This is a genomic window from Methylobacterium sp. ap11 (genome assembly GCF_900110515.1).
Taxonomy (GTDB): Bacteria; Pseudomonadota; Alphaproteobacteria; order Rhizobiales; family Beijerinckiaceae; genus Methylobacterium; species Methylobacterium ajmalii.
Genome location: NZ_FOEB01000001.1, coordinates 418,358 through 436,965, shown reverse-complemented (window position 1 = coordinate 436,965; position 18,608 = coordinate 418,358). Strand labels below are relative to the sequence as shown.

General features: G+C 62.4%; 20 protein-coding genes and 1 pseudogene. 13 read left to right on the top strand and 8 right to left on the bottom strand.

The window, feature by feature from the left end:
• Window positions 1-248: 248 nt before the first annotated feature.
• On the top strand, window positions 249-485 hold the full coding sequence (locus tag BMX97_RS01905; protein WP_091744841.1) for a hypothetical protein: 237 nt from the start codon (window positions 249-251) through the stop codon (window positions 483-485).
• A gap of 118 nt (window positions 486-603) precedes the next feature.
• On the opposite strand, the gene BMX97_RS01900 is transcribed toward BMX97_RS01905, so the two are convergent.
• On the bottom strand, window positions 604-1,041 hold the full coding sequence (locus BMX97_RS01900) for a PACE efflux transporter (protein WP_091745115.1): 438 nt from the start codon (window positions 1,039-1,041) through the stop codon (window positions 604-606).
• A gap of 89 nt (window positions 1,042-1,130) precedes the next feature.
• Here BMX97_RS01900 and BMX97_RS01895 point away from each other — a divergent pair, with 89 nt between their 5' ends.
• Window positions 1,131-2,039 carry a LysR family transcriptional regulator gene (locus tag BMX97_RS01895; RefSeq protein ID WP_091744839.1) on the top strand — a complete coding sequence of 303 codons (909 nt, stop codon included), beginning with the start codon at window positions 1,131-1,133 and terminating at the stop codon, window positions 2,037-2,039.
• 84 nt (window positions 2,040-2,123) lie between these two features.
• Here the strand turns inward: BMX97_RS01895 and BMX97_RS01890 are convergent, their stop codons facing one another.
• Window positions 2,124-3,053, bottom strand: a complete 930-nt coding sequence (locus BMX97_RS01890) for a class I SAM-dependent DNA methyltransferase (RefSeq protein WP_091744837.1) — start codon at window positions 3,051-3,053, stop codon at window positions 2,124-2,126.
• 99 nt (window positions 3,054-3,152) lie between these two features.
• Between BMX97_RS01890 and BMX97_RS01885 the strand changes: the two genes are divergently transcribed.
• From BMX97_RS01885 to BMX97_RS01860, 8 genes and pseudogenes are all read left to right on the top strand, one after another.
• Window positions 3,153-4,334: a ligase-associated DNA damage response exonuclease gene (locus BMX97_RS01885; RefSeq protein ID WP_091744835.1), complete on the top strand. Its 1,182-nt coding sequence runs from the start codon at window positions 3,153-3,155 to the stop codon at window positions 4,332-4,334.
• Entirely contained in the window at window positions 4,331-6,025 is a 1,695-nt protein-coding gene (locus tag BMX97_RS01880; RefSeq protein WP_091744833.1) for a cisplatin damage response ATP-dependent DNA ligase, read from the top strand. The genes BMX97_RS01885 and BMX97_RS01880 overlap by 4 nt, the downstream gene beginning before the upstream one ends.
• A pseudogene (locus tag BMX97_RS01875) lies at window positions 6,022-6,303 on the top strand (secondary thiamine-phosphate synthase enzyme YjbQ); the annotation flags it as partial. The gene BMX97_RS01880 and the pseudogene BMX97_RS01875, both read left to right, overlap by 4 nt.
• A 59-nt stretch (window positions 6,304-6,362) precedes the next feature.
• Complete coding sequence (locus tag BMX97_RS01870; protein WP_091744829.1) at window positions 6,363-8,090, top strand: recombinase family protein; 1,728 nt, start codon at window positions 6,363-6,365, stop codon at window positions 8,088-8,090.
• A 192-nt stretch (window positions 8,091-8,282) separates the two neighbouring features.
• On the top strand, window positions 8,283-8,450 hold the full coding sequence (locus tag BMX97_RS32655) for a hypothetical protein (RefSeq protein ID WP_177202089.1): 168 nt from the start codon (window positions 8,283-8,285) through the stop codon (window positions 8,448-8,450).
• Window positions 8,451-8,505: 55 nt separating this feature from the next.
• The gene (locus BMX97_RS32650) at window positions 8,506-8,655 is read left to right on the top strand and encodes a hypothetical protein (RefSeq protein ID WP_177202088.1); all 150 of its coding nucleotides are present in this window, start codon (window positions 8,506-8,508) and stop codon (window positions 8,653-8,655) included.
• A 612-nt stretch (window positions 8,656-9,267) separates the two neighbouring features.
• Window positions 9,268-9,453, top strand: coding sequence for a hypothetical protein (locus BMX97_RS01865; RefSeq protein ID WP_091744827.1), 186 nt, complete (start codon window positions 9,268-9,270; stop codon window positions 9,451-9,453).
• Between the two features lie 208 nt (window positions 9,454-9,661).
• Window positions 9,662-9,922: a hypothetical protein gene (locus BMX97_RS01860; RefSeq protein ID WP_143074542.1), complete on the top strand. Its 261-nt coding sequence runs from the start codon at window positions 9,662-9,664 to the stop codon at window positions 9,920-9,922.
• A gap of 312 nt (window positions 9,923-10,234) precedes the next feature.
• On the opposite strand, the gene BMX97_RS31890 is transcribed toward BMX97_RS01860, so the two are convergent.
• The 6 genes from BMX97_RS31890 to BMX97_RS01830 all read right to left on the bottom strand — a co-directional run bounded on the left by BMX97_RS31890 (window position 10,235) and on the right by BMX97_RS01830 (window position 13,839).
• Complete coding sequence (locus BMX97_RS31890) at window positions 10,235-10,795, bottom strand: hypothetical protein (protein WP_143074541.1); 561 nt, start codon at window positions 10,793-10,795, stop codon at window positions 10,235-10,237.
• A gap of 93 nt (window positions 10,796-10,888) precedes the next feature.
• Window positions 10,889-11,338 (bottom strand): hypothetical protein, encoded by a 450-nt coding sequence (locus tag BMX97_RS01850; protein ID WP_143074540.1) that lies wholly within the window; start codon window positions 11,336-11,338, stop codon window positions 10,889-10,891.
• A gap of 261 nt (window positions 11,339-11,599) precedes the next feature.
• The gene (locus BMX97_RS01845; protein WP_091744819.1) at window positions 11,600-12,883 is read right to left on the bottom strand and encodes an IS66 family transposase; all 1,284 of its coding nucleotides are present in this window, start codon (window positions 12,881-12,883) and stop codon (window positions 11,600-11,602) included.
• 55 nt (window positions 12,884-12,938) lie between these two features.
• Window positions 12,939-13,175 (bottom strand): hypothetical protein, encoded by a 237-nt coding sequence (locus tag BMX97_RS01840; protein WP_143074539.1) that lies wholly within the window; start codon window positions 13,173-13,175, stop codon window positions 12,939-12,941.
• Entirely contained in the window at window positions 13,172-13,615 is a 444-nt protein-coding gene (locus BMX97_RS01835) for a hypothetical protein (RefSeq protein WP_091744815.1), read from the bottom strand. The genes BMX97_RS01840 and BMX97_RS01835 overlap by 4 nt, the downstream gene beginning before the upstream one ends.
• Window positions 13,612-13,839, bottom strand: a complete 228-nt coding sequence (locus BMX97_RS01830) for a hypothetical protein (protein ID WP_091744813.1) — start codon at window positions 13,837-13,839, stop codon at window positions 13,612-13,614. Before BMX97_RS01830 ends, BMX97_RS01835 begins: the two co-directional genes overlap by 4 nt.
• A gap of 613 nt (window positions 13,840-14,452) precedes the next feature.
• Here BMX97_RS01830 and BMX97_RS01825 point away from each other — a divergent pair.
• The 3 genes from BMX97_RS01825 to BMX97_RS01815 all read left to right on the top strand — a co-directional run bounded on the left by BMX97_RS01825 (window position 14,453) and on the right by BMX97_RS01815 (window position 18,395).
• Window positions 14,453-15,073 (top strand): recombinase family protein, encoded by a 621-nt coding sequence (locus BMX97_RS01825; RefSeq protein ID WP_091744811.1) that lies wholly within the window; start codon window positions 14,453-14,455, stop codon window positions 15,071-15,073.
• Between the two features lie 195 nt (window positions 15,074-15,268).
• Entirely contained in the window at window positions 15,269-16,978 is a 1,710-nt protein-coding gene (locus BMX97_RS01820; protein ID WP_091745113.1) for an ATP-dependent nuclease, read from the top strand.
• The gene (locus BMX97_RS01815) at window positions 16,965-18,395 is read left to right on the top strand and encodes a UvrD-helicase domain-containing protein (protein WP_091745111.1); all 1,431 of its coding nucleotides are present in this window, start codon (window positions 16,965-16,967) and stop codon (window positions 18,393-18,395) included. Before BMX97_RS01820 ends, BMX97_RS01815 begins: the two co-directional genes overlap by 14 nt.
• The last annotated feature ends 213 nt before the right edge of the window (window positions 18,396-18,608 follow it).

Here is an 18,608-nt window from a genome sequence, read left to right as displayed (position 1 = left end):
GTTCTCTGCAACTCATTCCTGTGAGGCTCAGTGGGCCGAGCAGTCGCCGGAGCGTCAGGGTTCCGGGGAACAGGAACCGCGATCCTGGCGCAAGGCCCACCAGACTTGTCCCGTCGGCCTCGCCCACTCTCCCGATGTGGGACGGCCCGCCCCGGGACCGTGAAGGCCGCCCGTTAAGTCCTGTGGCTCAAGGATGTCGGGACGGGCCGGATTGCCGGCCGCACAAAGATCGTGGGTCTCGACCAGCCATGTGGCGCCTCCTCCTGGGTGGAATCAAAGTCATCATCGCGATCGCGGCGCTGACCACGGCGGCGAACTGGATCGCGTTGCGCGAGCAGGACCGGGCGCCCGGCCCGGCCCTCGCCTCCGTGGTTGATCCGGCGACGACCGGCGCCATCGCGCCGCGCCGCGCCGACAAGGCCTACGACCAGCGCGGCCTCGGCCGGCTGATGTCCGAGGCCGCCGGGGAGGGGAAGCGGCGCTGATCGCCGGGGGCGCCCGTCAGCGCCCATGATGCCCTGGATGAGGCGCGTCTTCAGCGCCCATGATGCCCTGGATGAGGCGCGTCTTCAGCGCCCATGATGCCCTGGATGAGGCGCGTCTTCAGCGCGCCGGGGCGGCCTCGGCCCAGCCCGGCACCGGAAAGGCCCGGTCGTAGGCGAGGTTGAACAGGAACGCGTAGGCCACGTAGAAGGCCGCGATCGCCAGATCCATGACCAGGGCCTCGAGCAGGCCGATGCCGAGATACCAGGCGATCGGCGGCAGCAGGATCACCAGCAGCCCGGCCTCGAACAGCACCGCGTGCCCCACGCGCAGCGGCAGGCTCTTGCGCGTATGGCCCTTGAGCCGCTGCATCGCGTGGTCGAAGCCCAGGTTGTAGACGTAGTTCCACGCCGTCGCCGTCACGGCGCTGCCGATCCCGATCACCCCCATCGCGGAGGCGTGCAGGCCGAACGCCAGCGTTCCGAGCGGGATGATGAGCGCGAGGCCGATGACCTCGAACAGGATGGCGTGGCGGATGCGGTCGCCCGTGCTGCGCATGATGTCGGCCCCGAAGCGGTGGTGGATGTGCCGCGTTCTATCTGCGATGCTCCCGATCGCAAGTTGGGACATATCGGGAAATCGGATAGATGGCCGTCTCGCTCGATCAGCTCCAGGCTTTCGTGGCGGCGGCCGAGGCCGGCTCGTTCTCCGGTGCGGCGAGGACGTTGAGGAAGGCGCAATCGGCCGTCAGCACGCAGGTCGCGAATCTCGAGGCGGATCTGGGCCTGGCGCTGTTCAGCCGGGCCGGCCGCAACCCGGTGCTCACCCCGGCCGGCGAGCGGCTGCTCCAGGAGGCGCGGGTCGTGCTCGACCGGCGCGAGCACCTGATCGGCGTGGCGAGCAGCCTGGAGCAGGGGATCGAGAACCGGCTCGTCGTCGCCATCGACGAACTCTATCCCGAGCACGCGCTCGGGGCCCTGTTCGCCGAGTTCGCCAAAACCTTCCCGCATGTGGAGCTCGAACTGCTCTTCCCGCTGATGGAGGATGTCAGCCGCATGGTGCAATCGGGCGCCGCCGACCTCGGGGTGATGTGGCGCCAGGAGGTTTTGCCGACGGAACTCGGCTTCCAGACCATCGGCTGGGTGCCGCTCAAGCTCGTCTGCGGCCGAGACCACCCGCTCGCCAAGGCGCGGGTGGAGTGGGAGGAGCTGAAGCGCCACCGCCAGATCCTGGTCGCCGCCCGCAGCGACGGGCCGGAGAAGCGCCGCCTGCGGGTCGCCGCCGAGGTGTGGTGGGTCGAGAGCCACTGGGTGATTTTGGAGATGGTCAAGCACGGGATCGGCTGGGCCTTCGTCACCGATCACGTCATCGCGGCCTCGCTCACCGCGCCCTACCTCGTCACGCCGGACCTGCGATTCGACGAGGGCGACTGGCCGGTCGCGCTGGAACTCGTCTGGCACAAGCAGCGCCCCTGCGGCCCCGCCGCCGCCTGGCTGCGCGACCGCTTCGCGGCGGAGCGGATCGGCGGGGAGGCGGGCGGCGGCAGGGTCGGGTAGGGGGCGTATCCACCGTCCCGAAAGCTCGCGATCATCCGTCCGGGCTTCGCCGGCACGGAAGTGGAGTGGCGAAAAGGCGAGGACCTACCGCCCCAGCACCACCAGCCACCCCGGCACCCCGACCCCGTTCTGGCGCCGGATCTCGGCCGGCTCCAGCGCGGCGACCGTCAGCCCCGCCTCGGCCACGTCCTCCCGCACCGTCTCGACGCCGTGGGCGTAGCGCCCGTCGGGGCCGAGCACGGCGCCGTGCGCGCCCGGATGGCCCTGGACCGTGAAGGCGAACAGGCCGCCGGGGGCGAGCACCCGGGCCGCCTCGCGCAGCACCGGGCCGATCTCGCGCAGGTAGATGAACACGTCGACGGCGACCACGAGCTCGGCGCTCGCCGCCGGCTCGGCGGCGAGGAAGCCCCGCAGGTCGCCCTCGTGCAGGCGGGCGTAGCGGCCGGTGCGGCGCGCCTCAGCCAGCATGCCGGGCGAGAGGTCGACGCCGACGAGGGTCCCGGCGAGGCCGTCGAGCGCGCCGGCCATCAGGCCGGTGCCGCAGCCGAGGTCGAGCACGGTGGCGAAGCGGGCGTCGGGCCCCCGCAGCCGCTCCAGGGCCGCCCGGATCAGGGCCGGACCGCAATAGCCCAGGCCCTCGACGAGGTGGCGCTCGAAGCGCCCGGCATAGCCGTCGAACAGGGCGCGCACGTAGGCCGGCGAGATCGCCTCCGCGCCGGCCTCGCCATCGGCCTCGCCGAGCTCGGCGAGGTGCAGCCGGGCGCCGAGCGGGTCGTCGGGATCGAGGGCGAGCGCCGCCCGGAACGCCGCCGCGGCCGCCCCGCGCTGCGCCGGATCGGGCATGCGGGCGCGGCCCAGCAGCAGCCAGGCCGGGGCGTAGCCGGGGGCGATCTCCAGCACCTGGGCGGCGAGGTCGGCCGCGGCCTCCGCGTCGCCCTCGCCGAGGGCCGCCTCCGCCCAGGCGTAGCGGCGGTCGGCGAGGAGGTCGCCGGAGGAGCGGGTGGGGGCGGGCATCGCGGCGAGGGTCTCGGGATCGCGGGACGGACGGGAAGGACCGCCTATATACCCGGCTCCGCAGCCGAGAAGAGGCTCTGTCCTCCGAAACGAGGGTCAATGGCGCCGCGCCCCACCGACCTCCTCACCCTGACCCGCGAGGGGCTCTACTGCCCGCCGGGGAATTTCCACATCGATCCGGTCCGCCCGGTGCCGCGCGCCCTCATCACCCACGGCCATGCCGACCACGCCCGGGCCGGCCACGGCGCCGTGCTGGCGACGCCCGAGACCCTGCGGATCATGGCGGTGCGCTACGGCGAGGAGTTCTGCCGCACCCGCCAGGAGGCCCGGCTCGGCGAGGAGATCCGGCTCGGCGACGTCACCGTGCGCTTCCACCCGGCCGGCCACGTGCTCGGCTCGGCCCAGATCGCGATCGAGCAGGGCGGCTGCCGGATCGTCAATTCGGGCGACTACAAGCGGGCGCGGGATCCGACCTGCCGGCCCTTCGAGGTCGTGCCCTGCGACGTGTTCATCACCGAGGCGACCTTCGGCCTGCCGGTCTTCCGCCACCCGGCGGCCCGCGACGAGGTACGCCGCCTGCTCGATTCGGTCCGGCTGTTTCCCGAGCGCACCCACATCGTCGGCGCCTACGCGCTCGGCAAGGCGCAGCGGGTGATGGCGCTCCTGCGCGAGGAAGGATTCTCCGACCCGATCTACCTGCACGGCGCCATGGAGAAGCTGACCGACCTCTATCGCCGCGAGGGGATCCGCGTCGGCGAGACGATCAAGGTCGTGGCCGCGGAGCGGCCGAAGCTCGGCGGCAGGATCGTGCTCTGCCCGCCCTCGGCGATCCAGGACCTGTGGTCGCGAAAGTTTCCCGATCCCGTCACCGCCTTCGCGTCGGGCTGGATGCAGGTTCGGGCCCGCGCCCGCCAGAAGGGCGTCGAGCTGCCGCTCATCGTCTCCGACCATTCGGACTGGGACGACCTCTGCCGCACCATCGAGGACACCGGGGCCGGCGAGGTCTGGGTCACCCACGGCCAGGAGGACGCCCTGGTCCACTGGTGCGAAACGCAAGGGATCCGGGCCAAGCCCCTGCACATGCTGGGCTACGGCGACGAGGGCGAGGCGGAGCCGGAGGGCAAGTCCGAGGAAAACAAGTCCCAGGAGAAGAGGTCCGAGGAGGGCAAGGCGGACGAAACCAAGCCCGAGGGTGCCGAGCCCGAAGCGAGCAAGCCCGACGCCGCGAAGCCCGCGCGAGGCCGCGCCCGGAAGACCAAGGCCGAGGAGAGTGCGGCGTGAACGACTTCGCCCACCTCCTCGACCGCCTCGCCTACGAGCCGCGCCGCAACGCCAAGCTGCGCCTGCTCCAGGACTTCTTCCGGCACACCCCCGATCCGGACCGCGGCTACGCACTCGCCGCCATGACCGGCTCGCTCAGCTTCCGCGAGGCCAAGCCCGGCCTGATCCGCGGCCTCGTCGAGGCCCGGGTCGATCCGGTGCTGTTTCGCCTGTCCTACAACTACGTCGGCGACCTCGCCGAGACGACGGCCCTGATCTGGCCGAAGCGCGACGGCGGCCCGGGCCCCGGCCACAACAACCCGCCGGTCCCGACCCTGTCGGAGGTGGTCGAGAGCCTCGCCACCATCGGCAAGAGCGAGCTGCCGGCCCGGCTCGCCGCCTGGCTCGACGCCCTCGACGAGACCGGGCGCTGGGCGCTCCTCAAGCTCATCACCGGGGAATTGCGGGTCGGCGTCTCGGCACGGCTCGCCAAGACCGCGGTGGCGAGCCTCGGCGGCCACGAGGCCGACGCGGTCGAGGAGGTCTGGCACGGGCTGCAGGCGCCGTACCCGGAACTCTTCGCCTGGGTCGAGGGCCGGGCCGGGCCGCCGGAATCGGTCAATCCGGCGCCGTTCCGCCCCGCCATGCTGTCGCACCCGATCGAGGAGGAGGCCGACCTCGACAAGCTCGACGCGGACGACTTCTCGGCCGAGTGGAAGTGGGACGGCATCCGGGTCCAGCTCGCCGGCGGGCGCGACGGCGAGGGGCGCCAGGTCCAGAAAATCTATTCGCGCACCGGCGAGGACATCTCCGGCGCCTTTCCCGACCTCGCCGAGGCGATCACCTTCTCGGGTGCCCTCGACGGCGAGTTGCTGATCCTGCGCGACGCGCGGGTGCAGAGCTTCAACGTGCTGCAGCAGCGCCTCAACCGGAAGGCGGTGACGGGCAAGCTCTTGCAGGATTTCCCCGCCCATGTCCGGGCCTACGACCTCCTGGCCGAGAACGGCGAGGACCTGCGGCCGCTGCCGTTCAGCGAGCGCCGGGCGCGGCTGGAGCGCTTCGTCGGTGGGCTCGACCACGCGCGCATCGACCTCTCGCCCCTGGTGCCGTTCGCCGACTGGGCGGCGCTTGCTGCGGCCCGCGCCGACCCGGCCTCGGTCGGGGCGGGGCCGGATGCCGACGCGATCGAGGGCGTGATGCTCAAGCGCCTCGTCAGCCCCTACCAGCCCGGCCGGCCGAAGGGCCCGTGGTGGAAGTGGAAGCGCGAGCCCTACCGCGTCGATGCCGTGATGATGTACGCCCAGCGCGGACACGGGAAGCGCTCGTCGTTCTACTCCGACTACACGTTCGGGGTCTGGCGCGAGGCGCCGGACGGGGCCGAGGAGCTGGTGCCGGTCGGCAAGGCCTATCACGGCTTCACCGACGAGGAGCTGGCCAAGCTCGACCGCTACGTCCGCAACCACACCACCAAGCGCTTCGGCCCGGTGCGGGAGGTGGAGTACGGCTTGGGCAAAGGGCTGGTGCTGGAGATCGCCTTCGAGGGCGTGCAGCGCTCGACCCGGCACAAGTCCGGCGTCGCGATGCGGTTTCCCCGCGTCAGCCGCATCCGCTGGGACAAGCCGACCGCCGAGGCCGACCGGATCGAGGCGCTCGAGCGCATCCTCGCCCGCGGCGAGACGGAAGTGCATCCGGGACGGGAGATCACCGAATGAGACGCGTCGAGATGCTGGCGAGCGGCCCGGTCACCCGCCAGGCGAGCGGGCGCCTCGTGGTCGAGACGCGCGGCCAGGGCTTCACCGAGATCACCGCGGAGATCGCGGGCTTCGTGCGCGAGGCGGGCCTGCGCCACGGCCTGCTCACGGTGTTCTGCCGCCACACCTCGGCCTCGCTGACGATCCAGGAGAATGCCGACCCGGACGTGCGGACCGACCTGATGACCGCCCTCGACCGGCTGGCGCCCCGCGACGTGCCTTATGTCCACGGCATCGAGCTATCCGACGCATTCACATACTGCTAAGCTGGTAGGAAATCTCTCGCTGGATCAATGAGATGACCCAAAATCAGACTGTCAAGGTCGCCTACAGCTACACCCGGATCTCGACCAGGGAGCAGGCCAAAGGTGAGGGCATACTGCGACAACTGGCCACAGCAAGAAGCTGGGCAGAGTCGCACGGCTACCGCCTCGATGAGAGCTTGAGCGACATCGGCGTGTCGTCCTTTCGCGGTGCGAACCGTAAGAGGGGAGCGCTCGCCGGGTTCTTGGAGGGGGTCCAGTCCGGCGAGATCGAGCCGGGGCCGCTCTTGGTCGAGAACGTCGATCGGTTGAGCCGCGAACCGGTGATGACGGCCTTCGGCACCTTCCAGTCCCTGATCCACGCTGGCGTGACGGTGGTGCTACTCGATCTCGGCCCAGGGTGGGAACTCACCGCGCAGGTGCTCAACGCGGAATCGTGGCGCCTCCAGGCGGTGATTTCGATGATGCAGCGGGCGCACGATGAGAGCCGGACTAAGAGCCACCGCTCCTTGAGTAAGGCTGAGTCAAAACGTCGCATGGCGGTGACCGGTATTCCATTCTCAAAGCATGGTCCGGCGTGGCTGGTATGGAGCTCAACCGGCTGGCTCGAGCACGACGAGCGAGTCCAGGTGATCAAGAAGATCTTCACACTAGCCCTCGATGGGCTCGGCTCGTACCGAATCGCCCTCGCCCTCAACCGCGATGCCGTCCCGACCTTCGGCGGCGCCGCCACTTGGCAGTCCAGCTACGTCTCCAAGATCCTGCGCAACGAGGCGGTGCTTGGGGTGTGGAAGCCACACCGGCTGGTCGATGGCAAGGAGCAACCGACCGGCGAGCGGATTGAGGGGCACTTCCCCTCGATCATCGAGAAGGCCGACTGGCTCAAGGTCCAGCGCGAGATCTTGCCCCGCAACTCGCCCGGCCAGAAGGGCAAGCACCGCAGCAATCTGTTCTCAGGCAAGTGCTTCTGCACCCTGTGCGGCTGGCCGATGGCGCTCAACGCGGTCCACAAGGGTGGTAAGAAGGCAGGCTACCTCGTCTGCACTCAGAAGTCCCGGCTCAAGGCGTGCAAGGCCAAACGGAACTTCCGCTGCGACGTGGTCGAAGACGCGGTGCTGAGCGAGATCCACATCGACCTCGGGCGCATGGGTCGCGACGAGGCCGCGGCGGCGAAGACCCAGGAGATCGAGCGGCGTGTGGGCGGCGCTGAGTACGACCGCGGCGAGGCCAAGCGTCAGCTTGATACCTTTACCCTCGCGCTGGCCCAGGCCAAGCCAGCGGCGATGCAGCACCTGATGAACGAGATCAACGCGCGGGCGACCCAGATCGAGGCGTTGGACGAGGAAATTGCAACCCTCGGTGCCGAACTGGCGCGGCTGCGGGCGACGCCCAAGGATCTGGTGCGGGGCCTCACGACGCTAAAGAGGAAGCTCGCGAAGGCGAACGACGAAGAACGTTACGCCCTGCGCTCGAAGCTCGCCCTGGTGCTCGGCAAGGCCATCACGCGAATCGATTGCGACCCGGACGGGTTCGAGGTCCGCGTGGCGGTGCGTGACGTGATCTACATCTTCTCGGGCGAGGGCGCGGTGCTCGCTGTGCAGATGCTGCGCTTCGGTGAGCCGGACGAAGAATTGCTGGAGTGGGCCGCTTTCAACGATTGCGGGATCTCGATCGTGGGCGACCGCGTCGTGCTGCCCTCCGTCGCGCACGCGGTTCACTACAGGCTGCGCTTCGGCGGGGTGCTAAGAATGCAGGCGGAATGACCGCCTCAGGTCCGGCGCCTGCGAGTCCCAAACTCTATTGTGAAACAGCAATACCGCAATTATTTACTCCGTAACAGTCTGCGCCGATCCGGCACGTTTATTAAATATTAAGTCGAACCTTTAACGAATTGCAATATTACGCATTGACCTCGGTCGACGCTAAAGCCAGATTGCCATCCGAAAATGAAGGCAATGATGGAGCTGGCAAAATTCGAAGTCGATCGTCTGCGCCGCAAGGCTTACCTAGTCGTTCGGCGGGTCGAAAAAAGCCGCCAGCGCCGCACCTATTCGAATAACCGCGGCGGCCTGATGTTCATCGAGATCTGGAACAACACGGTTTATCAAGGCGCGAACTTCTAAATCGACGGGAAGGCCGTCGAATACTGAATCGACCGATACAACATGAGCAGGCCGCATGACGGCGGCGGTGTGCGCCGCGATCCTGGTCCTAATCAAGGCAGCCAGCGCCGCACAGGCCGAAGGCGATCTCCGCCTCTGCCGATCCCTGGCGACGCTGCTGGTCGGGTGCCCAGGTGTCGAGATGTCGAAGTCCAAGGTCAACTGAAGAAATCACGATGAAGCACTCGGACGGGAGGTTGGTTGCGGTCAGATCGCGACGGTCCGGCGCCGGGTGCGGTGCGACCTGAATTCTCTTGCGACGGCCGAGCCGATGCCCGAGCCCCGCCGCGTGCCGCTGCCGGAGCAGATCGTCCCGGACCACGAATCTTTCGCCCGCGCCGCTGAGGGGATAGTCAAGACCCCTGGGGCAATCACTGACAACCCGTAGTCCACACCACGCCGAGCCCATGACCGTCCCGCTCGACGTGTTCTGGGGCATCTCCCAGGTCACCCACATCATGGGGGCGGATCACCGCCTCGCAAGGCTGGGATTAGACTTACTATGAAGTTTGCTAGTAAGACTAGATCTGTTGCTTTGCTAGTGATCTTGCTAGCAAGAAGACAGCCATGACCGAGGCCCCTCGCGAAGATCGCCCGTACCGCCAGTTCAACCTCCCCCTAGACCGAAAGCTGGTTGCTGAGGTGGAGTGCGAGTCGATCAAGGAGAACCGCAGCAAGCGCGACATCGTCGAGGCGGCGCTGCGGCACTACATCGGCGCAGGCTGCTCGGCGGTGGGGGGATGTTCTCGCTGCCCGAGCATGAGCGCGCCCACTATACGTGGTGGACGTGGTCAAGTGGGCGGTTCGCGTCGGCTGCCTGAAGGTCGAGGGCGCGGTGCTGGACCGGGTCGAGTACAATCCGACCTCGGTCGTCGCGGTGCTGCACCTGTACTCGGCGGCGGCGCCCAAGCCGAAAGCGAAGCCCGTGGCGCCCGACGCCCGACGACCGACAGATGGACCTTGAGGACTATCTGCCGAGGAAGCGACGCGAGCGCGAAGGCACCAAACTGCTCAAGGAGCAGGAGCAGCAAGGCGAGTTCGACGCGCACGAGGGCGACTAGTCCTGCTATGACGTCATGGTCGAGAACGGCCTCGACAACCCTGCTACAGGCTCTGCGAGACGGGGCGGTGGTCACCGGGGCTGAGAGGGAGTGGTGGCGGCCAGCTCAGAGATGATGATCTACACCGACGTCGAGACCGGGCGCCAAGTGCTCTGGGTCAGTGAGGTCAACGAATTCGGTGACGTGGGCGACTCGGATGAGTTCCCCCCACCCCGCACCATCAAACGGGGTGAGATCATCGGCTGGATACGGGAGCAGGGCTACGGCCACCGGCTGGTCGACATCCTCGCGCAGGGTGGTGAGCAGACGTGGGGGATCAACGGGCCGCAGGACGATACCTTCGTTTCCGCCTTCAAGATCATGTTCTGGTGAGGCCCCTTCGGGGCCCTCCTACAACTCAGAGGCCGACTCGCGGAGACAGCGGGGAGGGTGGCCGGAGACTGGACCATCGCGACAAGCCGCGGCGTCTCATCGGCGGGAGCCTGCCACGTTAGGTCCGCCGACTCGTGGATCGACCCGGCGGTGATCAACTGGCCGCGGGATCACTACCGGGAGCAAGGCGTCGATCACAGCTTCACCCACTATCGCAAGACGGCGTCGAGATGCTCGCGGTACGCCGAGTCGAGATCGCGGAAGGCGCAGATCGAGGGATTCGTCGAGCAGGTCATCAGGGTTCGCTCCATCCTACCCCAGACCGCGCGAGCGGACAGCGGCCCCGAACATGGCGGCATGGCTGGAATCGTCGAACGAGAACGTCACATCCAGGCAGTCGCCGTCTCCTGACTCGCAACTATAATCGCATTCACCAATCTGCAGCTCGTCGATGAGCTGTTCGAACGGTTTGAGCATCGCGGTAATGGCAACCTCTTCGAAATCAATCTTTTCGATCGCGGCGTTCAGAGCGCATCCGCATTGGCTAGAATCGGCCAATATGCTGCAGAGATCAGCCGCTTGGAAGCTGTATTCGAAAGCGCGATCTTCGATATCAAACTCGGACAAATAAATTTTATAATAGTACATAATAATATCTCTTACAAAATGATAGCGATTTTGGTGCTTGGTGGCGTCGTGTTCGCGATGTGCTATTTGGCTCGTGTCTTCGTGGCGTGGCCTAAAGGACCGTTCAGGCCGCACGTTTAATGGTGCGCCCGTGGTCCACGCGGTCGCCGGAGTTGTCGGCCTGCCGCGCCATCCCCCCATTCCGGTCGGCACGAGCCGAAGCCAGGAATCCAGCCGCCGCCTCATTGAGTAACTCGTGCTTCAGCAGGCGCCAGCACGAGAGAGCCACGGTGCTGATGCGCCGCGCCCTCTCTCGAAGATCTGCGGCAGGGATGCGGATCAGTCCAGCTGGTCCGTCAGCATCCCGATGACGCTCTCGGCGGACTGTCTGAAGACGAACGAGCGCGTGTGATGCGGCCCGAACTTCTTTGAGTGCCGGTGCAGGAATGCCACCTGCCAGTCGCACAGATCATTGAGGCTCTCGCCCTTGCTGTTCCTCACATCCACGAGGTCCGGACGCATGTTGAGAACCAGCGTCTCGATGATCGCCCGATTGCGCGCCTTGATGTGTCGGCGCTCGGACGGCCGAACCACGTGGGTCCGGTACTCGTAATCCTCGGGATTAATCTTGAAGCCCCAGCTCGTGACACCCGGCTCACCCAGCTTCTCGTGAGGCCGGGGCAACTCATCCAGGTCGGGAATCCGCGGGTTATTGGGATCGAGGGCCGTGAGAACAATCGTCTCGCCCGGCTGGTCACTTTCGAGCACCATGATGTCACCGCTGATCATGCGATCCAAGGTCGTGTCGAAATTATTCGCGATATAAGACATTAATAAAATCCAAAATAATACAAAGGGATAGCGTCGCGGCAGAGGTCGCCAACAAACCGTTTTGGTATGGAGCACAAGCCCAATCTAGGAGCCGAGAACTTCGATCTCCTCGCAGAGAACCATCTGTTCGGTCTCTGCGTCCCATGTAATTACCCAGGGGGTATTTTTTGGTACGCGCGTTTTCCCAGCCCCCCTCTGTAGTTGGAGTTGGGGTTTTGATCAGGTTGTGATGGTGGTGAGCAGGGTAGCGAAGGGTGTCGCCTTGGTCCTGAGGGCGGCGGTGGCGACGACGGTGCGGATGTCCGCCTCGCCCTGGGCGGCCCACATCGCCCGGTAGCCGTTCGTCATCTTGCGCTGGATCACGGCCGGCCGCAGGTCGCGCTCGCAGGCGTTGTTGGTCACGTCGACCTGGCCGGGGAAGGCCACGAAGGTCAGGAGTTGGTCGCGCGCCCGCTGCATCCGGGTCTGGAGCGCTCGGGTGAGGTCGCAGGTGGCGGGCGCCTTCAGGATGTCGTCGAGATCCTGCTCCAGTTCGCGCCGTTTGCGCGCCAGGGTCGAGGCCGCCAACGCGGTCACCCGACGGGCAAGCCCAAAGGCATTGTCGAGCCACCACTGGAACCGCAGGGCGATCAGGTCGTCGCTCGCCTCGACGGCATAGGTCACGTCGCGGGCGAGGTGCGCCAGGCAGGTTTGCTGACGCTCGCCATGCCCTTGCTGAGCCGAGTAGCGATCGGAGATCCACACCAAGGGCCGGTGCCCGGCCATCACCTCATCGACCACGGCCGCCGCCCGGTTCGGGGCGGCGTGATGCACCACCGCCTCCTCGCAGCGGAACACCCAGTGGAAGCTGTTGGCGCCCTCGATCCGCACCCCGGTCTCGTCCGAGGCCACCACGCGCGCTTGCCGCAGACGCGCCAGCGCCGCGTCCCGGCCTTCGGCAAAGCAGCCTTGGGCGCGGCGTAGCAGGTTCATCAGCCCGCCCTGGCTCAGCTTCAGCCCGAACAGGTCCGACAGGGCCGCCTGCAACCGCTCGTAGGACAGCGCCTGGAAGGTCTTCAGGTACGTCGCCACCGCGTGCAGCCGCAGCCCGAACGGCGTCGCGTCGGCCCCCGCCGGACGCGGGGCGGCGACCCGGGTCCGGCAGGCCGGGCAGGTCACGCACAGGCGCCGGTGCTGCTCCACGACCGGACGAACCAGCGGCAGGTCGATCCGCTCATGCACGCTGACCACCTCGGCCGGAAGATCGGCCGGCAGTGGTTCGCCGCACGAGGAGCAGGCGCAGGGCCGATGCTCCACGACCTGATCCGGATCCGGCGTCAGCGCCCGCTTGTGGCCCTCATGCCCGGGCTTGGCCCCGCCAGGGCGGGACTTCTCCCGCCGTTCCTTGCGATCCATGGCCGGCGGCTTGGACGAGGTGCGCGAGGTCTTCTCCGGCCGGTGCAGCTTCAGCACCAGCTCGATCAGCTCCTCCTTGCTCAGGCGCTCCAGGTCACTGCGGCTCATCCCGACAGGGAATCAGCCAAACCGTCAGACGGCAAGGGGGGGGGCGACCTGACGCCTAAGCCGCGATGGAGCCGCCCGTCCCGGCACCCCCTGGGTAATTACCGTCCCATAGCGCGTGGAGGGCGTCGTCGTCTAACGCTTCCACCTCGTCGCGGGAATGCTCGTAGTTCACGAGGTCGTTGATCTTCTCCTGGCGCAGAAACCGCCGGGCCGACTCGCAGGTAGAGTGGACCACGGTCGAGCCAAACCACGAGTGCTTGCTCTGCAGCTGGCAAATCGAGACGGTCGTCACCGGGCGCCTCCGCAACGGCTCTCGTACTGCTCGTTCAACCACGAAATCATCTCGGGCAGATCGGCCTCGAACTGTTCGTCGGTGGTCTCCGTGCGGGGCTGTGCGCTCGTCGCCATATAGTACGGACCGTGCTCGATGCTGCCGGCTACGGCCAACATGTGGTTGCACTTAACAAGTTCCGAGAGAACACACAGCCACGTGTCCAGCATCTGCTTCCGCTTGACCGCGGTCGGGTGCAGTTGCGTGTAAGCGTGTACACGGATGACCGTAGCGATCATGCGTGTGATGGCCTCGGCCGACGACGTCGAGTTTCCGCGCACCAGATCGGCAAGCTCGGCGCCATCACCGTTGTCGTCGAACGGGACGGCCAGCGTAACGAGGGCGTTCTCGGCACCGTAAAGGTAATACGAGAACAGGCCGCGGTTAAGACGCGCGCTCATGCCAGCACCACGCGCTTCGGGATCTCGAACTTCTCGTCCTCAACCAAGCCGAAGTAGCGCTCTCCGATCTTCTGCTTGGGCTCGCGCTTACCCTCGATCTCGCACTTCCACTGCTCGTTGGCGAGGTCGTCGCGAGCTTTAAGAGCGGCGGCTTCGGTGGCGTAGGCGTAGATGTCCTCGCCGTGGCGGTGCCGGTAGACGGCGATGTAGATCGTATCGGTCATCAGAAATCCGTAAATGAAATAAAATAACGCCGGCACCAATCCGTCCGGCGGCGAACATCGGTCTACGGGATCCCGACTTTTTCGTCAAAATAATTTCAAGATGCAATGTCGATCTCGGGCATATCATGGGGGAATCCATTAAACTAACTGATTCTGCGATTATCTTAAAAGTAAAGAATCAGATGTAACTGATTCAGAAGAACCAGACCTCGTGAATCAACTCGCGGCGATGGCGAATTAGCCGGACGCTGGAACTCCCAACCCGCGGCCGTTAACCGGATTGCCCACGGGCGCCCGTGCCCGCCCGTCAGTACCTTGACGCTCGTAGATCATGGGGAACGCGGAGCGTGCATGGTGAAGTGCCTGTCGAGGTTGGGGCTCGTCGGTCCAACAATCCGGCAGAGGCGCAGACAAAGTCACTCACGCCAGACTCATCCCAACTGCTATGTCACTAAATGACATCTCATAACCGTTTACGGATCATAGACAGGATGACTGGTTTTGTGACACGTCGAGGGTGTTGCGAACGGCCGCGCTCGGTTTGTCACTTTAACGTCCGTTTGCGTGACGAACCGGTCGGCGCTGGCGCCGGGCGCGGCAGGGGGAAGGAACGATGCTGCTCGGCTACATGCGAGTATCGAAGGCGGACGGGTCGCAGGTCACTGATTTGCAGCGTGACGCACTGCTCGAGGCCGGGGTCGGGCCTGAGCACCTCTATGAGGATCACGCCTCCGGCAAGCGCGACGACCGACCTGGGCTCGATGCCTGCCTCAAAGCCCTGCGCCAGAACGACACCCTGGTGATCTACAAGCTCGATCGGCTCGGGCGCGACTTGCGCCACCTCGTCAACACCGTCCACGATCTGACGGCGCGCGGTATCGGGCTGAAGGTTCTAGCGGGGCAGGGCGCCAACATCGATACCACTACCGCCAACGGCAGGCTGGTGTTCGGCATCTTCGCGGCGCTGGCCGAGTTCGAGCGCGAGTTGATCGTGGAGCGCACGAAGGCAGGCTTGGCTTCAGCACGGGCGAGGGGGCGCAAGGGTGGGCGCAAGCCGAAGATGACACCTGCGAAGCTGCGACTGGCTCAGGTAGCCATGGGTCAATCAGAGACGAAGGTAAGCGCCCTCTGCGCTGAGCTCGGGGTTACCCGTCAGACGCTCTACCGCCACGTTGATGCCAACGGTCAGCTTCGACCAGACGGAATGAAGCTGCTTGGACGTCCGACAGTCTGACCACTCCGACCACTGCACGTTCGATGGCCCACGATGCTCATAACTTGTGAGTTATGAGCGGCGAAGATCCGCACTGACGTTCGTGCTATGGATCTTAAAACCATTTCCCCTGCCTAGTGCACACAGTCGTGTCTCTTCCCCTCGTTCGCTTGCCGCGCTATGGTTGGCCCGAAGAAGGGGGAGCGGCTTACATAAATGTCTAGAATTAGATTTATACAGATAAAAAACTTCCGATCTATCAAGCAATTGGATTTCGCTCCATCGGAAGGCATTAACTGCTTCATTGGGCCTGGAGATAGTGGCAAATCAACCATACTAGATGCAATTGATTTATGCCTTGTAGCCCGTCGCAACGTGCAATTTTGCGACAGTGATTTTTATAAATTGGAGGTTGATTGCCCAATCGAAATATTTATTACCCTCGGAGAACTAAGTGATAGTCTAAAAAATCTTGATAATTACGGATTATATCTCCGTGGTTTTGACTTAAAAACAAAAGAATTACATGACGAACCTGAAGCTGATCTAGAAACAGTAATAACTTTAAAGCTTGAAGTAAGAAGTGATCTAGAACCTTCTTGGCAACTCGTTTCTGATCGTGCAATCGGCCAAGGGCAAGCGAAGCCTCTGCAGTGGTCAGATCGCGCAAAAATTTCGCCTACTCGCATTGGAGCAACAGCTAGTCATAACCTAGGATGGCAACGAGGATCTGTACTTAATCAAATTTCAGATGAGCGAGCAGATACATCTGCCACCCTTGCAAAAGCAGCCAGAGATGCACGAGGGGCCTTTGGTGACCGCGCGGCCGAAGAGCTAGGCTCAGCTCTCAAAATTGTTTCTGAGACAGCGCATAAACTTGGTATACCCATAGGGGACAATGTTCGAGCGTTACTTGATGCGCATTCTGTATCGTTTGTTGGCGGCACCATATCATTGCATGATCACGTTGGCGTACCGCTTAAAGGACTTGGTATAGGCTCTACACGTCTTCTCATTGCTGGGTTGCAGAGAGTAGCTGCTCATAAGTCGTCTATTATACTCGTTGACGAACTTGAGCATGGTTTAGAGCCCCATAGAATAATAAGATTTCTTGGATCATTGGGCGCGAAAGAAGCACAAGCTCCATTGCAGCTATTTGCCACGACTCATTCTCCCATTGTCCTAAGAGAGTTATCGGGAAATCAGCTAGTTATTGTACGGCGGCTGGAAGACAGCCATTATATCTATTGGGTAGGGGATAGTAACGAGGCTCAAGGAACAATTCGAGTTGCTCCAGACGCCTTTTTGGCTGGTTCTGTACTGGTATGCGAAGGAGCCAGTGAAGTAGGTCTTATTCGTGGCCTAGATCAATATAGGGTATCTATTGGATATCCGTCTATTTTTGCGTGTGGATTAGCGCTTGTAGATGCAGGCGGCGTCAATAAAATATACAATCGCGCGCCATCTTTTCTCGGTCTTCGTTATCGCTGCGCAGTTTTACGCGACGATGACGCTTCACCTGATGTAGCTATCGAGCAGAAATTTATTTCTTCTGGCGGAGTTGTTTTCAAATGGCGGGCAGGTCGAGCACTTGAGCAGGAAATATTTTTTAGTGTTACAGATCACGCGATCCATAAATTGCTCGAAAAAGCAGCATCAGACCACGCGCCCAAGGCAATTAATGATCAAATAAAAACGCATTCAAACAACTCTCTTGATCTATCAACTTGTATGTGTGCTGTAACTCCACAGATCCGCGAGTGCCTTGGAAACGCTGCAAAGAAGTCGTCTTGGTTTAAAACCGTTGGTCAGATGGAGGAGATTGGGCGAGAAATCGTTGGACCCGATGTCAACCAAGGATGCGATGCCGATTTCATCCAATCTCTAACCTCTCTTTTCGATTGGTCTAGCAATGTTCAACCGTAATATTGATTTGCTGGGCGTAGATAAAGGAACTATCACAGCGCCGGCTGGATGTGGAAAAACGCATCTAATTGCAGATGCATTGTCTCGGCATTGCGAAATGAAGCCGATACTTGTTCTTACGCATACAAATGCTGGTGTAGCAGCATTAAGAAGTCGGCTTGATTTAGCTGGTGTTTCTCCGAAACACTACCGTCTCTCTACAATAGATGGATGGGCTATGAAGCTGGCCTCATTATTCCCTCGCAGAAGCGAGTGCAAAGATGATATACTTAGACTAAGTAATCCGACTAACGATTATCCCGCTATCCGAGCGGCAGCCGTAAGACTTCTGAAAAACGGACATATTTCAGATATAATATCATCAACGTATTCCAGAATCATTGTCGATGAATATCAAGACTGTTCGATATTTCAACATGCAATAGTTTGGTTTGCTTCTCAATCTCTCCCCACGTGTGTCCTCGGAGATCCATTGCAAGCCATATTTGGATTTGGGAAGGACCAACTCGCTGACTGGAATAAACATGTTTGCATTCATTTTCCTATTGTTGGAGAACTTAATACTCCGTGGAGATGGGTGAATGCAGGGCAAGCCGCTTTTGGTAATTGGTTACTTGATGTCAGACGCAAGCTTATTGAAGGAGAAGCAATCGATTTGCGCACTTCTCCAAGTAACGTTACTTGGATCAATCTAGATGGAACAAGTGATCATGCGAAGAAACTCGCAGCAGCTCGAACTATCGTTAAAGGTGAAGACAGCCGGGTTATTATTATTGCAGATAGCAAAAGCCCTGCCAGCCAGCGCAGATTTGCTAGTCAGACCCCGGGTGCAGTAACTATTGAAGCCGTCGATCTAAAAGATCTTATCAATTTTTCAAACAACCTGGATCTCGAAAATAATCATTGTGTAGAACAGATTGCTTCTTTCGCGCAAATGGTGATGACATCAATTAATCCTGCTGATCTTATCTCGCGGATCAACTCTATAAAACAGGGTAGAAATAAAACTGAGCCATCGGACGTTGAAAAGGCGGCCATCAAACTTTATGACACGCGATCGCATCAATCCGTAATAGATCTACTTGTCGAAATGAATAAAGAAGCTGGTGTCACTGTTTATCGTCCTGCTGTTCTCCGATCATGTATTGGTGCGCTTAGATTAACTATTGGACCAAATGCTGTTGATTTCAAAGAGGCCGCCATAAAAATCAGAGAACAAAATCGGTTGGTTGGTCGTCCTCTACCTAAGAGATCTGTTGGAAGCACTTTGTTGTTAAAAGGGTTAGAAGCAGATGGTGCAGTTATACTTGATGCAGATGATTTAGATCGAAAAAATTTGTATGTTGCGATGACAAGAGGGTCCACATCTCTTGTAATATGCTCAACACGCAACGTACTCGATCCTCCGCGCATATAGCCGAATTATATGCTCAGAAGCTCTTTCCACCGTGTCGTGTACCCGGGCGAATGAAACTCCGCCTTGAGCTTCCACCCGCGATCGAGCCTGCTGTAGGCGAACCGCACCCGGTCGCGCCTTCCTCATGGTGTTCTGACGAGGAGGTCGGGGCGCTGAACACCCTGTGCCTAGAATCCCTCCCTGCTGCCCTGTGGTTGCCAGGGAATCCACACC